A 15497-nucleotide genomic window follows, 5' to 3' on the forward strand; every position below is an offset into this window, starting at 1 on the left:
TCCTCATAACCCGATGACCCGATGTCTTAATTCCCCATCGCTCAATTGCTGCCGAGCGCAGCGAGGCGGGCCTTCGCCTTGTCGTGGAGCTCGCCGGACTTGGCCTTGCTGACGACTTCCTCGTAGTAGAAGCGAGCCGAGCCATTGTCGCCCTTGCGTTCGTAGAACTCGGCGACATTGAAGGATTGCTGGATGTCCTGTCCGCCGAGGTTCGACATGAGCTGGCGGGCCTCGCCGTTCTTCGAGTGGCCGGGATACTGGCGGAGGTAGTCTTGGAATGCCTCGCGGGCGCGCTCGTGATTCGCCTGGTCCTGATTGCCGCGGCGGGCTTCGTCCATGAGCACCTTGCCGATGCGGAACTGCGCTTCCGGCGCTTCCTTGCTTTCGGGGAATTCGACCACGACCTCGCGGTAGGCATTGATCGCCTTACCCGCGCCGGATGAGTTGCCTTGGCTTTCCCAGACTTGGCCGATGGTGAACTGCGCCTTCGACGCCTGCGGGGAGCGCGGTGCATTCTGGCGCACCTTGGTCAGCATCTCGGTGATCTTGTCATTGGAGATGCCGGACTTGAGGCCGAGGAAGCTGGTCTTCACCTGGCCGTCGGCCGCGGACTGCGCCATGCTGGCCTGGCGGTTGAGCGCCTTTTCGTAGAGGTTGCTGGAGTTGTAGCGGCTGATGAAATCCTGATAGGCATCGAAGGCCTCGCGGATCTTGCCGTCTTGCTCCAGGAGCTCGCCCTGGCGGAAACGCGCGTCCGGCGCCTTTTGGGCGATCGGCATGGTGTCGGCGAGTTCGTCGTAGATCTTGATCGCCTTGTCCCGCTTGCCGGAGCTCTCCGCGGCTTGGGCCTGGCTGTAGAGACCCTCGGCGCGGTCGTTGTTGGCGGAGGTGTTGCCGACCAACGGCGGGAGATCGGCGTCGTCGCCACAGGAGGCGAGCAGAACGGCGAGGGCGGGCAAAGCGAGACGCGGGATTCGCATGGCAGGGAAACTAGAAAGTGCGGGGACGGGGCGGAAAGCGAAATTCGCGCGGCGTTCAGGAGCCGCCCATCTCGGCCGAGCGGCGGGCGGCGGTGGTCACCGCCTCGATGAAGGCGGCGCGCATGCCGCGTTTCTCCAATTCCGCCACCCCGGCGATGGTGGTGCCACCGGGTGAAGTGACCTGATCCTTGAGGACACCGGGGTGCAGGCCGGTTTCCAGCACCATGGTGGCCGCTCCGAGCACGGTCTGGGCGGCCAGCTTCAATGCCTCGGCCCGCGGCAGGCCGGCGCGCACGCCGCCATCCGCCATGGCCTCGATCATCATGTAAACGAACGCCGGACCGCTGCCGGACAGGCCAGTGACCGCGTCCATCAGGGATTCGGGCAGTTCCACGGCGATTCCTACCGAGCCGAGCAGCAGCCTCGCGACCTCCGCATCCTCGGCGGTGGCGGCTTTTCCGCTGCAAAAGGCGGCCGCGCCTTTCCCGACCAGTGCCGGGGTATTCGGCATGCAGCGGATCACGCGCACGCCAGCCGGCACGTGGGCCTCCAGCCAGGCGGTGTCCAGCCCGGCAGCCACGGAAATCAGCAGCGCCTCGCCCTCCGGCAGGGCGGCCAGCGCGGACCCGGCCTGATTCGGCTTGGTGCAGAGCAGGTAGGTCTCGGCCGCCAGCTCCGGGATCGACTCGACGATGGTCGCTCCGGTCGCGGCGGCAAAGGCCTTGGCGGCGTCCGGATAGGCGTCGCAGCCGCTCACGTTTTCCGCCGGAATCGCCCCCGAGCGGATCGCTCCTTCCACCAGGGCAGAGCCCATTTTCCCGCAGCCGATGACGCCAAGTTTCATGCCGCGGCAGACTAGGGCGGGGGACTCGGGGCGGGCGAGCGCCATTTCGGGAATGGATTTTGCGCTCGCGGAGGGGTAGATGGGTAATTCCCTCCCCATGAAATTGGTCGCCTTTGCTATTGCCCTATCAATCGCCATCCAGATGGACGCTGCCGCGGAACCCTCCAAGCCCCTGCATCCCAAGTATCCGGTGATCGAAGGAAATTACCGGATGACGGAGGATTGGTCGGTGACCTTGGACCAGAAATACAACCGGCGCATCGAGGATGGCAACCTGGTCATCTGGCGACCCGGATTTACCATCTGGACCATTGTTTGGAATGCCAAGGAGGGCGAGACTCCGGAACAGCGCTTGAAGCATCTGAAGGAGGGCATTTCCGACAAGGCGACCGACGTTACGGAGGAAAAAGAGGGAAAGGTCCTGAAGCTTTCTTATCGCCTGAACGAAGCGTCCGATGACAAGAGGCAGCCCGCATTCTACGGATTCGCCGTGGGGCCGGCCGGGCACGTGCAGATTTCGATCTACTTCGATGACGCGAAGGAACTGGCCAAGGCCCAGCGGATTTTCAAGAGCCTGACGCCGGTGGAGCCAAAGAAGGAGCCCGCACCCAAGCCTGGGTCGCCGGAGAAGTGACCATTTGTTCGGGGAGTTCCGGGTTCCGGCCCGGACCGGCGGGCCGTGATTTTCCTTGAGGCCGTCCCGTCGCGGAACATCGTCCGGGCATGCGTTTTCTGATGGCTCTCGCGATTTCGACGATCGGGCTCTCCGCTGCGGCGGAGAAAGAAGCAGAGGCCGAGGCGGCGCCTGCCGTGGATGCCGCGCCTGCCGCGGAAACGGAGGAAGTGCCGGCCGTGAAGAAGGTGATCTCCGAACGGCTGAAGGACCTGCCCGAGCCGGCACCGACGCCGATCCCGAAGATGCTGATGATGGCGGTGACCACCACCGAGCCGATGGCGCAGAAGCACGTGCTGGATGGCTTCGCGAATCTCCACGGCGGCTGGGACTTCGAGGCCTACCGGCATTTCTGCGCGGCCCTGAAGCTCGATCCGGATTGCCTGATGGCCCACTGGGGCGTGGTGGTGGCGCTGATCAATCCGGAGCCGGACTTGGTCGACGAGCGCACGGCCTCGCTGGAGCGGATGGTGGCGCTGGTGAAAGCGGAGGCCGGCACCGAGCTGGAGCGCTCGTATGCCTACGCCATCGCCGTCTTCTTCGAAAAGGGCTCGGTGGCGGCATCGGATGCCTTCCGCAAGGTCTCGGCGAAATTCCCCAACGACCCGCAGCTCAAGCTGCTGACCGCGGCCTTCGGTCGCTCCGGCTATGACGATGGCAAGCCGAATCCCGACCAGGAGAAGGCCGAGGAGATGATCGATGAGATGCTGACCCGCGATCCGGATCATCCGCTCTATCTCTATGCCTATCTGACGATCCGGGCCGAGGCACCGGACTTGCGCGGTGATCTGGCGCGGGCGCGGCGGCTATGCCAGCTGGCACCGGGCTATGCGCCATTCCTCCACTTGCTCGGCCATTTCGAGCTGCGCAATGGCAATGCCGCCCAAGCCGCCGAGGCGTTTGCCCGTTCCGCCGAGCTTTACCGCGGGTGGATGCAGACCACCAAGGTGAACCACGCGGATTGCCCCGGGTGGGTGAAGGCGGAGTGCTATCGCGCCGCCGCGCTCGCCTCGAAAGGCGACTACGCCAACGCACTCGCCACGGCCAAGGGAGTGGCGGCGATCGAGGTGGTGCCGGAGCGTGCGAACAGCGAAGGTGGCCAGCTCCTGATGTGGGAAGGGCGCACGTTAGCCGCCCGCCTGTTGATGCGGCGGGGTCTGCCGGGCGATGCGGCGCAGGCGCTGGGAACCCTGCCCGATCCCGAGAAGCAGAAGGCTTATGGGACGCGCAGCCACGCGGTTTGGTTCTATCAAGGGCTGGCCTGCGGACTCGAAGCCCGCAAGGCGCTTGAAGCCGGCAATGCCGAGGAAGCCCGCAAGATCACCGATGCACTCACGTTGCATGGCCAGAGTATGCTCAAGACCCGAGCGCCTGCAAGCGCCGCCGGTGAGCGATCGTCATGGGCCCGCGGCTACACCGCGCTGGAAATCATCGCCAGCGAGATGCGCGGCGCGATGGCGATGGCCGGACCGAAGGATGGCATCGCTTCCGCCTTCAACTGGTATCGTGCGGCGCTCGATCGCCAAACGCCGCCGACGATGCTGATGCCGCCGATCACCCTGCTGCCGATGGAAGCACGGTTGGGCGAGTATTTCATGGCCCGGGGCGAGACCAAGCCCGCGATCGACATCCTGGTGGAGGCGCAGGGGAAGTACACTCACGACGTCGAGATTCTCTCGCGCCTGCAGAAGGCGATGGAGAAAGCCGGGGAGAAGGAACAGGCCAAGCTGGTCCGCGAGCAGATCGAGAAGGTGAAGGCTGAGTAACTGAGTTGTTAGTCGCGGGAGCGCCGGTCTTCAGACCGGCTTGAATGGTCCCTAACTGCTGACCTGAATCCGGCTCACGCGCCGTCTTTCCCTGACAATCCAGCCAAGGAAAGCCAGCGACACCAGCGCGCCCACGCCGTAGCAGGTGAGCTGGATGCTCTGGCTGATCAGCAGCGGAAGCGTTAGCTCCGGATAGACGATTTCGGGAAACAACGGCTGCTCCGTTTTCCACACCCACGCGCCGACGGCAAGGCCCGCGGCTTCGGTCACGAGGATCAGCCACGGGACGATCTTCAATAGCCGCGGCGGGGCGATCTTGGGCCAGTCGCCTGCCCGGGCGAGAAACAGGGCGATGAGCCCCAGCCCGAGTCCGGGACCGACCGAGGCGCGGAACGCCCAGGCCACGGCGAGCAAGGTCAGGTCGGTAATGCCCCACAGCGGCGGGTGATAGACGGTGAAATGCTCCGGCGAGATCCGGATCAGATACTGGTCGTGCAGCACGCAGTAGAGGAAGACCTCCGCCCAGATGCCGAAGACGATGGCATAGGTCACGGATCGCTTTTCGCGGAGCAGGGGCATGGGCGAGGGAAGTATCGACAGGTCCCGCATTGCAATGCGAGAGGGATTGCTTCGCCGCCGGAAAGCATGGGCCGACGAAAATGCCCTGTGGATTGTTGGAAATGCCCGTTGCGACTTCATGCGCACTCCAAGAATTTTCATGCTGAAATCGGGATCGGATTATCACCGCCTGGGTCGGCCGTTCGCGCTTTCGGACAACCTCGAATTCCTCCATTGTGAACTCCCGCAACCTCGTATCCGCGCTTTCTCTTGCTGCCGTCACCTCGGCTCAATCTGCCCAGACCTATCAGAACTCGAACCCTCTGAATACCTGGAATGCAGCCGATGCCAACTGGGACGCCGGCGTGACATGGACCAATACCACGGCGAACGACGCGATCTTCGGCGGTACGGGCGAATCGGTCGCGGTCACCACGGTCAGCGCGCGTGACATCACCATCAGCAGCACGGGCTACGTCCTGACCGGTAGCACGATCACGTTGGGGGCAACGTCGGTCCTGACCGCGAATGCGGACGCGACGATCAATTCCGGGACCGCAGGAGGTGCCACGACGGTCACCAAGCAGGGGACTGGAAACCTTACGCTGGGCGGGGGCAACGCCTTCACCGGACAACTGGTGATCAACGCCGGCCGTATGACCGTGAATGCCGGCGGAACCCAGAATAACGCGAATAACGCCCCGGGAAACCTCGCGGGAGCTTCATCCATCGTGATCAACAACGGCGGCTCGCTCGATTTCCGCGGCGGCTCGACGACGAACCAATCCACGGGTGCAAACACCATTGGTGCGAATGCCAAGGCGATCACCGTCAATACGGGCGGCACGCTACTGGCCACCACCATCAACTCCATCGGGTATTGGAACCAGAACCAGTATGCCAACATCACGATGGCGGGAGGCACGTTCACTCCGAATGCGTCGACCTACATCAACCGGCTCACGATCAACCAGACCAGCACGGTCAACGGCACGGGTGCCATCCAGAGCTGGCAGACCTCCGGGGACTTCATCGTGGCGAATGTGGATGCCACCATCAGCTCGGGCTACCGGATCAACAGCACCAGCTCCACGGTGAACGTGGCGGCGACGAAGACGCTCACGATTTCCGGAGCAGTCACCAACCACAATGGCGGGACCGCGACGGCCGCCGGAACGGCGGGGTTTACCAAGTCGGGGGCGGGGACGCTAGTTCTCAGTGGTAACAATGTTTTCGGAGGCGTCGCCACCGTCAGCGTGGGAACTCTGAAACTCGGCAGCGCGAGCGCGCTTGGAGCGAACGGCATTGCCTCCATCACCTCCGTGACCTCCGGTGCCGTGTTGGATCTTAATGGACAGGTGGTCGGTGGTGAGCCCGTGACCTTGAATGGATCCGGGATTTCCTCGGGTGGTGCGCTGATCAACAGCAGCGCGACGGCGGCCAGACTCGGCGGTGCGGTCACGGTGGCTTCCGCCTCCAGCATCGGTGGCTCCGGCAATTTCACACTCGCCGGATCCATCGGCGGCACCGCCGCTCTTAGCAAGACCGGCACTGGTACGGTGACTCTCTCGGGCTCCAGTGGATTCACCGGCACCACGACCGTGGAAGGAGGCACGCTGGCGGTCACCGGCAGCATTGCCGACAGTCCTGTCACCGTCCTGGACGGCGCGACTCTCGCGGCTCCCGGAATCGAAATCGGCGGGCAAGTGGGAGATCTGACACTTGGGACGACGACTGGCTCCACCTTGAGATTTCCCAATCTCTCGGCGGGAGGGCCCGCTTTGCTGGAAGTGCTGAACCTTCAAGCCAACGGTGTCACCACCATCAGCGTCGGGGGAGATCTCACCGCCGACGTTTTCCCCCTGATCACCGCGACAGGACGAAGTGGCTCAAGCACCTTCGCGCTCTCTGCGCCCCGCGGCGTGACTGCCAACTTGATCGACACAGGCAATACCCTCTCTCTCAATGTCGCGGGAATCGTCAAGACGACTTGGAAAGGGGATGCCGGCACGGAGTGGGACATCGCCACCACCCAGAACTGGAAGCTCGGAGCCACCGACCCCGACGTTTTCCAGAACACGGACAACGTGCTCTTCGACGGCACGGCCATCGGGACTGATGTGACCCTTGCCGGTCCTGTCGCGCCTAACAGCGTTACCTTCAATTTCAACGATCCGGTCGCTTACTACATCTCCGGCGAGGGCGCGATCGCCGGCAACACCGGTATCAGCAAGGCGGGCAGCGGCACGGTTACCTTGGCCAACGTCAATACCTTCACCGGGCCGCTGAAACTGACGGGTGGCACCCTCCAGATCGGCGGAGCGGGCTCGCTCGGCTCGGGCAATTACGCGGCCCCGATCCTGAATGACGGAACGGCACTCCAGTATAGCTCAAGTACCAACCAGACCTTGTCCGGCTCGATCAGTGGAATCGGGGCGGTCATCAAGGACTCCGCGGGCAGCACGCTCACGCTTACCGGGTCTAACAACTTCGACGGCGGGCTCACGATCAGTGCGGGAACGGTGTCGGTGGTGAACGACAGCAATCTCGGGACGGGCGACATCACGTTCGATAATCTCGGCACCCGCTTGACCTTCACCGGAACCTCCACGGTGGTGAACAATGAGATCGTCTTGCCTGGCAGCGGCACCGGCACGGTCACCTTGCTGACTCCCGACAATAGCTCGACGGTCCTGCATGGCACCATCAGCGGGGGAGGCGCTGATACCACCTTGTTCCTCCAGGGCGGGATTGCCGGGTCTTCCAGCGGCAGCTTCGTCGTGGACGGCGACAATACGGGCCTGCAAGGCATCATGAACGTGCAGCGCGGTTCGCTTATCCTCGGGAGCGCCAATGCCGCGGGCAGCACGCAGATCCTTCTCGATAGCAACAACAATGCGAACGGGGCTCTCCAGCTCTCGGGTAGCTTCACGATTCCTAACAGCGTGAAGATCAATTTCCAGAGCCAGCGCATCGGTGTCGCAACGGGGCTGGCCGCTGGAATCGATGGAGCGATCACGGAGAACAGCGCGAACGGTCTGGAGAAAGTCGGCGCGGGCACGCTGCGCCTGGGAGGCATCAATACCTACACGGGCAATACCGTGGTCACCGCGGGCACGCTTGAACTGGCCAATACTTCCCGGCTTGCCTTCAAGCTGGGGGCGACCAGCGGCCCCACCAATGTCCTCAGCGGTGCGGGAACTGTTGTGTTGGACGGGTCATTTGCGATCGACACTACCGCTGCCGCTGCCCTGAGCACCGGCACGTGGGTGCTGGAAAATGTGCCATCGCTCACCGGTGCCTACGGTGCCACCTTCAGCGTGGTCAATCCGGACGGCTCCCCGTGGACCGATGCGGGTGATAACAAGTGGACCAAGCCCGGCGCGGTCGCCGGCACGCTGTATACCTTCGTGGAAACCACCGGCACGCTGACCCTGACGCCCGGTGGCTATGACGCGTGGCTCGCTGCCTTCACCTTCCCGGAAGGTGCGGACACCACCCGTACCGGCGACCCTGATCACGATGGGTTCACGAACCTGCAGGAGTTTCTCTTCGGCACCTCCCCGGTCTCTGCGGAAGGGGCATTGGTGGCGTCCGATAGATCCGGCGGGGATTTCATCGTCCGCTGGAAAGAGCGCATCTCGGGATCGACCTACGCCTTCAAGTCGAGCAGCACCTTGGGCAATGACTGGGTTCCTGCCGCTGGGGCGACCCTTTCCAATGACGGGCCTGTGGCCGGCGACTACCAACCCCGCAAGGCGACCATCACCATCGGAGCCGGAAACGAATTCTTCCGGGTGGAAGGCGTGGAGAACTGAATGATCTGACCGCTCCCGCGCGAAACCGATTCACGCGGGAGCGGCAAGCTGCTAGATCGGGACGAGTGTCCGATCTCCGCGAACGTTTCATTGAGCTCGCCATCCGTCCGCTCGCGGGAAAGTCCCCGGCGGAAGACTTGGCGCGGGGCGAGCTGATGGAGCGGCTGAACCACGCGCGGTCCGGTCCACAAGACGAGTCGCTCGAAGTGGCGATCGCGCAACTTGAAGCGACATCCGCCCTCTCGCGGAAAACGGGAGTGCCGGCGTTCTGCCTCCTCCTCGCATTCGCCATCGTGATCGGACTGGTTTCCCTGGCGACGTGGAGGGACTTGGTCCGGATGGATCGCCTCTACAATGTGATCCCCGGCAGGATCGACCACGTAGCTGCGGCAGAGAGGGAGCTGGAACGAAAGGTCCCGGAAGACCAGCGGATTTTCCTTTTCTCGGGCCATTCGTCGATGGGGACCGAGATTCAGAGGGCGTGGCACGAGAGCTGTAAAGTCAGCCTGCCGGATGACCCGGCGTGGTTGGAGGAATACGCGTTTAGTGCCGGCCTTAGCGTCTTGGAGGGGGGGCAGGTTTTCTTGCATGCGCGACGGATCGACCCAGGAAACGGCATGTGGGATGCGAGGGAGGCGACTGGTTCACTGGTTCGTTCCAAGTTCAAACATTCCAGCTCGAGGCCGCGCGGGGCGATCGGCCCGGCACTGCCCGTCCTGAAAACGGACCAGCCCTACAGGGAGGCGGTGGATCACATGGAAAGGGCGTCCGTGGCACCACGCTTCGAATCATGGATTCCACCCCGGACGATAAAACGCCTGGCAATGCTCGGGCCCGCCACCGATCTGGCAGAGCTTGCGGACCGGTGGATGTTTGCGGGAGTCCAATGGAGATCAGGCTCAACGTTCCATCGCTGGGCCGAACTATGGGAAGCCCGTGCCGCCGAATTGGAAAGGGACCAGGACCGGGAGGGTCTAAGGCGGTGGTTCGGAACCATCGAGCGCTTGCTCCCTCGCTGCCTGGCGGATTCCGGGAACAAGCGGCTCTACGATCCGGGTGGCTTCTTCGGCTCGCGCCACTCGCGGAACTTTCTGGAAATCCTCCGCCGTCAGGAGTTGCACGACGAAGCGGCGCGTCTCGACCACTGGATAAGGGAATCCAGCAGGCCGCTCACGGGTGTGACGAGTGGCTCGGGGATGGACATTCGCCCGCGAATGGCGGTCGCCGATTACGGCGACTGGATCCACGCGATCCCTGGTTCCATTCAGGATCGCGATCTCGAGCCAGGCCGCCGGGCGGAGCACGCGGCGGCGGACCGGATGCTCGCGGTCACCGTGGCGATCTTGTTCGGTGTGCTGGCGTGTCTGGCCTGCCTTGAGGGGTGGCGTCGCGCGAGACCGGTGCGAGGATTGGCTGATCGGGTGGGGGCATTGCTACGCCCCTCCGACTTCGCGTGGATCTTTGGATTGGGCATCGCCGTGCCGGCACTGTGGCATGTTGCCATCGCGGGGATTTCCCCGCTGGGTGCCCGGGATTTCTCCATCACCTGCGGCTACATGAAACCGGTTGCGCTGCGGGTGGCTGGCAGCTTCCTCTTCGCCTGCTGCATGCTGATCCAGTCCGCACGATGGCGGCTGGCGAAGCGCGGTGGCGTGCTCGGCTTCCGGCCGGTCTTGTGGCCCGGCTGGGCGATGGCCATCATCGCAGCCTTGTTCGTGCCAGCGATCAGCGCGGTGCGATATCTTCCCACGTATCATCCCAGGTGGCAGCAGGATGATTTCGTGAACTTCGGCAGCGCCGTCGCCGGCCTGCCCTTGCTCTGGCTGCTATGGCGCTCGTTCGCCATGGTCCTCTGCCCCACGCGGGCCGCGCTTCCCGGCGTCCTCGTCTGCCGGATGCTCATGCCATGTTTCATCGGAGCCGCTCTCCTGCTGCTCGCCTCCGCGCCGTTGCTGAAGCGGGAGGAGTCGAAATGGGTGCAGCGCGATGCTCTCGCCCATCCCGATCCCGGCGGCAGTGGCCTGTCCGTCATGGACGCACGCCTCGTGGAGATGCTGCGGGACAAACTCCTCCATGCCATCGAGACGGCTCCGCAGCACAAGTGAACGGTGGACTTTGGATTCCGCGACGAGGCCACGGGAGTCCATTCGCCTCCGCCGTGACTGCCTGAAGAAGTCGCTATTTGATCTGGCTCTTCAGCTCCGCGACCTGCGACTTGGCTTCCTCGATGAGCTTCTGGGCCTCGCCGACCTTCGCCTGTTCACGCGCTGCCCGCTTCCGCTGGGATTCGGCGCGGGTCAACCGGCTCTCGTTGGTGACCGAGCGGGTCGTGGTGCCGCCGTTTTTATCGCGGCGGGTCACGGTGGTGGTGGCGGAGTTGGTGTATTTGTCAGCCTTTTCGTTGGCGTCGCGGACGGTCTCTTTAGCCTTGTCGATGCCCATTTCCAAGCGGCGGATGTAGGCCTCCAGCGATGCGATCTTCACCTCGGGATCGCCCTTCAATTCGGGCTTCTTTTCGACGGTGGTGTCGGGAGTCGTGTCGGCGGTGTCGTCTTCGGCATCCTTGCCGGGAGTTGCTTTCTCAGGAGCCTTGTCGACCGCGCGGTCGTGGGCAGCTTCGCGCTTGGCTTCACGGTCCAATTGCTCCTTCGCTGCGCCGTGGTCGCGGGGGAAGCGGTCGGCCAGTTCCTTCGGCAGCCGCGAGAACTCCACCCGGGCGACCCCGGCGGAGTGGACGATTTTCACGCCCACGGCATCGTGCCCGGTGATCGTGGCATTCTCGAAAACCTTGCCGTCGCGGGTCTTCAGCGTGCCGACATTGAGCGGGAGTTTCAGCGGCTCGGCAGCGAGCGCAGCGCCGGCGAGGAGGAGCCAAACGATGGATTTCATGGGGCCCTCCTAACGAAAACCGCTGGGAGAGTCAACGCGGGCAGGGTTCCAGTAACGTCAGACGCCGTGCTTGAACTTTGGAGGCCGCGAATGGATGCGAAGGGGCGTGAGTGTATGCCGTCCCCGGCTTCGTAGGGGATGGGCTGCGCACTTCCGGCGGGGCGAGGCTTCTTTGGTGATCGTGACTTTGATTTGATTGGCGGGCCGCACACAGCCGGAACGACGAAGTCGTCCCGCTACTACGAAAAGCATGCGGTGGCGGAACGACGAAGTCGTTCCGCTACGATGGAAGAGCTTCCTTTCTCGCCAAGCGGCCCGGGCTTTGCCAGACAACCGGCGAACGATGGCCCGCGTGCTTGTGATCTTTGCCCACCCGGCCTTCGAACGGTCGCGGGTGAACCGCGCCCTGGTCGCTGCCGCCCGCGCGACGGAGGGGGTGACGGTGCATGACTTGTATGAGGTTTATCCCGACTTCCTGATCGAGCCGCACGACGAGCAGCGCCTGTTAGAAAACCATGACACGGTGGTTCTCCAGCATCCCTTCTTCTGGTACAGCAGCCCGGCGCTGGTGAAGGAGTGGCTGGATCTGGTGCTCGCCTACCGCTGGGCCTATGGCGAGGGCGGGACGGCGCTGCGCGGGAAGATCCTCGCCCAGGCGATCAGCGCGGGCGGCCCGGAGATGGCTTATCGCCGTGAAGGTCCGAATCACTTCTCCGTCCGCGAACTGCTCGCGCCCTTCGAGCAAACCGCCCGGCTGTGCGGCATGGGATATGCAGAGGCATTCACGGTCCACGGCGCGCATCACCTGGATGCCGCCGCGCTCGCCGCCGAGTCGAAGCGCTACCAGGCGTGGCTGACCACCCTTCGCGATGGCGCGGCTCCGCTCTGGCTCCCCACTCCCTGACTGACTGACCGATGGCCTTTGAAAGCGCCTTTGCCCAAGCCTTCCTCTACCTCGCCGCGGCGCTGGTCGCCATCCTCGTGGGCAAGCGCCTCGGGCTCGGCGCGGTGCTCGGCTACCTGATCGCCGGTGCCTTGATCGGCCCGTGGGGCTTCGGCTGGATTGGCCGGGAGAGCGAGCAGATCACGCACTTCGCCGAGTTCGGGGTGGTGATGATGCTGTTCCTCGTCGGCCTTGAATTGCAGCCGTCGCACCTGTGGAAGATGCGGCGCGAGATCTTCGGGCTCGGCTCATCGCAGGTGGTCTTTTCCGCGCTGGCGATTGCGGCCGTGGTGCTGATGTTCGGGCTCAGTTGGAAGACCGCGCTGGGGATCGGCCTCATCCTTGCGATGTCGAGCACGGCGATCGTGCTGCAATGCCTCTCGGAGAAAAACCTGCTGCGCACCGAGGCGGGCCAGAATTCATTCGCGGTCCTGCTGTTCCAGGATCTCGCGGTGATCCCCATCATGGCGGTGCTGCCGCTACTGGCCGCGGGTCAGGTGGTGAAGGCGCACGATGATCATGGTCATGGTGGCAGTGCCGCGTGGATGGCCCATTGGCCGGCATGGGGACAAGCCATCGCGACGATTGCCGCGGTGGCGATCGTCGTGGCCGTGGCACGCCTCGCGGTGCGGCCGATCTTCCGCGCCATCGCCGCGAGCGGACAACGTGAGGCCTTCACCGCCGCGGCCCTCTTGCTGGTCATCGGCATCGCGCTGCTGATGACGAAGGTCGGTCTCTCCGCCGCGCTCGGGGCCTTCGTCGCTGGCGTGGTGCTGGCGAACAGCGAGTATCGGCACGAGCTGGAAAGCGATCTGGAGCCGTTCAAGGGGCTGCTGTTAGGCCTGTTCTTCCTCGGCGTCGGGACTGGCATCAACTTCGGCCACATCGGCTCGCATTGGGGGACCGTATTCGGCGGGGCCGTGGCGCTGCTGCTGGTGAAGGGCGGCGTCATCTTCGGCTTGGCCCGCTTGAAGGGATCGAACTGTGCCAGCGCGCTGGTCTTCTCCTCCGCACTCGCGGCGGGTGGGGAGTTTGCTTTCGTGCTGATCGCCCTCGCGGCGAATGCCGGGGTCTTCCCGGTGGAAATCTCGCGCACGCTGGTGGCCGTCGTCGCGCTGACCATGGCGGCGACGCCGTTGCTGATCCTGGCGGCGCACCGCTTCACTGCTCGCAGCGTTGCCTCCGACGAGGTGGAGCGGGAAAGCGACGTGCATGACCAGGGTGCACCGGTCATCATCTGCGGCTTCGGCCGTTTCGGCCACGCGATTGGTCGGCTCCTGCAGACGCAAGGCATCGAAAGCACGGTGCTCGATAACGATCCGGACCAGGTCGAAACGCTGCGGGCGCTCGACATGCCGGTCTTCTATGGCGATGCGGCGCGGCCCGACCTGCTCGCCACCGCCGGCGCGGCGCACGCGAAGGTGCTGGTGATCGCCCTGAAGAGTGACGAGGCCACGGTGAAGATCGTGGAGGCGGCGCGGCAGCATTACCCGCACCTGAAAATTTTCCTGCGGGCCTACAGCCGCAGCTCCGCCTACAAGTATCTCGATCTCGGCGAGCAGGGGATCTATCGCGATACGCTGGACTCCTCGCTGCGCATGGGCACGGATGTGCTGTGCGCGCTCGGCAGGTCCGCCCACACTGCACACCGCGCCGCGAAGCGCTACCGCAAGGCGGACGAGGCCTTCGTCCGCGAAGTCGCCGCCCATCGCCATGAGCACGAGAGCTACGTGGGTGTCGCCCGTGAAGCGCGGGTGATTTTCGACGCTGTGATGCGCGCCGACCTCAATGAGCACCCGGCGGACGACGGCTGGTCGCCCCCGGTGGCCGAGCAGAAGAAGCCGGAGCCGAACTGAGGAAATTCACTTGGCGTGCCGAACACCGTGTCATCGCTCGCGGGTTCGCCGACGCTATCACCGCTTCAGCCTGCCCGATCGAGAAAGGCGCGGACGATTTCGTCGGCGAGAGCAAACGGTGTCTGTGGCAGGGTCATGTTGAGGACCAGGCTCAGGGTGAAGGGCGCTCCTTTCAAATCCGGGTAGTGTCTGGCATAGGTCGTATAGCCGGGGCCGCCACCGCCATGGCCGTAGGCATCGCCAAGCGGATCTTTCCGGAAATGCATCAGCCCGAGTCCGTTGGCGGGAATGGATACGGCGGGTGAAGTCTTCAGCACATCCACCGTTTCCATCATTTTGCGGAGCGACGTTTCCGAAACGATCTTTCCGCCGAACAGGGCATCGTAAAAGCGCGCCACATCGGTGACTGTCGAAATCAGGCAACCGGTGACGATCCATTCCGGCCGGTAGAGCCGCCGGAAGTCACCCTCGAAGCCCGGGGCTTCTCCCTCCAGGAGCTCCAGATTCACGTCAGGGGCGACAAATGCCCGGGTGTCGCGGAGACCCAGTCCTGCCAGCACGTTCTCTAACAGGAAGTCGTAGTAGCCCATGCCGGACAGAGACTCGATCAACTTCTTGAGCAAGCCATACGCGGGATTCGAGTAGGCCCAGCCCTCACCGGGCGGGAACAGAGGAGTGCCACGAAGTCCGACCTCCATCAGCTTCTCATGACTCCATGGTTTCGTGGGATGCGAGGTGACCGCTTCCTGATACTCGCGAGAGGAGAAGTAGTCCGACAGCCCGCCCGAGTGGTTCAGCAATTGCCGGACGGTGATTCCATCCGGGATCGGTGCCTCCGGCATCAGGCTGCGAAAGGTCTCATCGAGAAAGTCCCTGCCATCCTCGCAAAGCTTTAACAGGGCCACTGCGGTGAACGTCTTGGAAATGCTGTAGATGTAAAACGCCCTGCCGTGATCCGCCGCCGTGATCGAGCCGGCGGAGAAGGTCTCCACGATTCCGTTTCGCGAGATTGCGGCGAGAGCACCTTTGCAGCCGGTCTTTTCAATGGCTGCCTTGAGTTGGGGCGTGATGTCGAAGCTCATGCGGGATCCTGTGGGTTAGGAGGCGATGCGAATCGCACCAAAACAAAGCGGCCCGCAGCGAGCTGCGGGCCGTTTTGATCAAAGTGGC

The 15497-nt window shown here is 63.9% G+C and carries 11 protein-coding genes; 6 read left to right on the forward strand and 5 right to left on the reverse strand.

Annotation, left to right across the window (positions count from 1 at the left end; translation table 11 throughout):
• Positions 1 to 41: 41 nt before the first annotated feature.
• Both OKA05_RS16830 and proC read right to left on the reverse strand, forming a co-directional pair.
• Entirely contained in the window at positions 42 to 980 is a 939-nt protein-coding gene (locus OKA05_RS16830; RefSeq protein ID WP_264488340.1) for a tetratricopeptide repeat protein, read from the reverse strand.
• A gap of 55 nt (positions 981 to 1035) precedes the next feature.
• Positions 1036 to 1824, reverse strand: a complete 789-nt coding sequence (gene proC, locus OKA05_RS16835; RefSeq protein WP_264488341.1) for a pyrroline-5-carboxylate reductase — start codon at positions 1822 to 1824, stop codon at positions 1036 to 1038.
• A gap of 97 nt (positions 1825 to 1921) precedes the next feature.
• Between proC and OKA05_RS16840 the strand changes: the two genes are divergently transcribed.
• Positions 1922 to 2458 carry a hypothetical protein gene (locus tag OKA05_RS16840; RefSeq protein ID WP_264488342.1) on the forward strand — a complete coding sequence of 179 codons (537 nt, stop codon included), beginning with the start codon at positions 1922 to 1924 and terminating at the stop codon, positions 2456 to 2458.
• Positions 2459 to 2547: 89 nt separating this feature from the next.
• Positions 2548 to 4263 (forward strand): tetratricopeptide repeat protein, encoded by a 1716-nt coding sequence (locus OKA05_RS16845; protein ID WP_264488343.1) that lies wholly within the window; start codon positions 2548 to 2550, stop codon positions 4261 to 4263.
• A gap of 51 nt (positions 4264 to 4314) precedes the next feature.
• Here OKA05_RS16845 and OKA05_RS16850 read toward each other — a convergent pair whose 3' ends face one another.
• A complete protein-coding gene (locus tag OKA05_RS16850) occupies positions 4315 to 4842 on the reverse strand; it encodes a hypothetical protein (protein WP_264488344.1) in 528 nt (175 codons plus the stop codon).
• A gap of 215 nt (positions 4843 to 5057) precedes the next feature.
• Between OKA05_RS16850 and OKA05_RS16855 the strand changes: the two genes are divergently transcribed.
• Together OKA05_RS16855 and OKA05_RS16860 are read left to right on the forward strand one after the other, a co-directional pair.
• The gene (locus OKA05_RS16855; protein ID WP_264488345.1) at positions 5058 to 8639 is read left to right on the forward strand and encodes a beta strand repeat-containing protein; all 3582 of its coding nucleotides are present in this window, start codon (positions 5058 to 5060) and stop codon (positions 8637 to 8639) included.
• A gap of 65 nt (positions 8640 to 8704) precedes the next feature.
• Positions 8705 to 10744, forward strand: a complete 2040-nt coding sequence (locus OKA05_RS16860; protein WP_264488346.1) for a hypothetical protein — start codon at positions 8705 to 8707, stop codon at positions 10742 to 10744.
• Between the two features lie 73 nt (positions 10745 to 10817).
• On the opposite strand, the gene OKA05_RS16865 is transcribed toward OKA05_RS16860, so the two are convergent.
• Positions 10818 to 11528 (reverse strand): hypothetical protein, encoded by a 711-nt coding sequence (locus OKA05_RS16865; protein ID WP_264488347.1) that lies wholly within the window; start codon positions 11526 to 11528, stop codon positions 10818 to 10820.
• A gap of 343 nt (positions 11529 to 11871) precedes the next feature.
• On the opposite strand from OKA05_RS16865, the gene OKA05_RS16870 reads away from it, so the two are divergent.
• Both OKA05_RS16870 and OKA05_RS16875 read left to right on the forward strand, forming a co-directional pair.
• Complete coding sequence (locus tag OKA05_RS16870; protein ID WP_264488348.1) at positions 11872 to 12432, forward strand: NAD(P)H-dependent oxidoreductase; 561 nt, start codon at positions 11872 to 11874, stop codon at positions 12430 to 12432.
• 11 nt (positions 12433 to 12443) lie between these two features.
• Entirely contained in the window at positions 12444 to 14327 is a 1884-nt protein-coding gene (locus OKA05_RS16875; RefSeq protein WP_264488349.1) for a monovalent cation:proton antiporter-2 (CPA2) family protein, read from the forward strand.
• A 65-nt stretch (positions 14328 to 14392) separates the two neighbouring features.
• Here the strand turns inward: OKA05_RS16875 and OKA05_RS16880 are convergent, their stop codons facing one another.
• A complete protein-coding gene (locus OKA05_RS16880; protein ID WP_264488350.1) occupies positions 14393 to 15409 on the reverse strand; it encodes a serine hydrolase domain-containing protein in 1017 nt (338 codons plus the stop codon).
• Positions 15410 to 15497: the final 88 nt, after the last annotated feature.

Origin of the sequence: Luteolibacter arcticus (assembly GCF_025950235.1) — a bacterium.
GTDB classification, from domain to species: Bacteria; Verrucomicrobiota; Verrucomicrobiia; order Verrucomicrobiales; family Akkermansiaceae; genus Haloferula; species Haloferula arctica.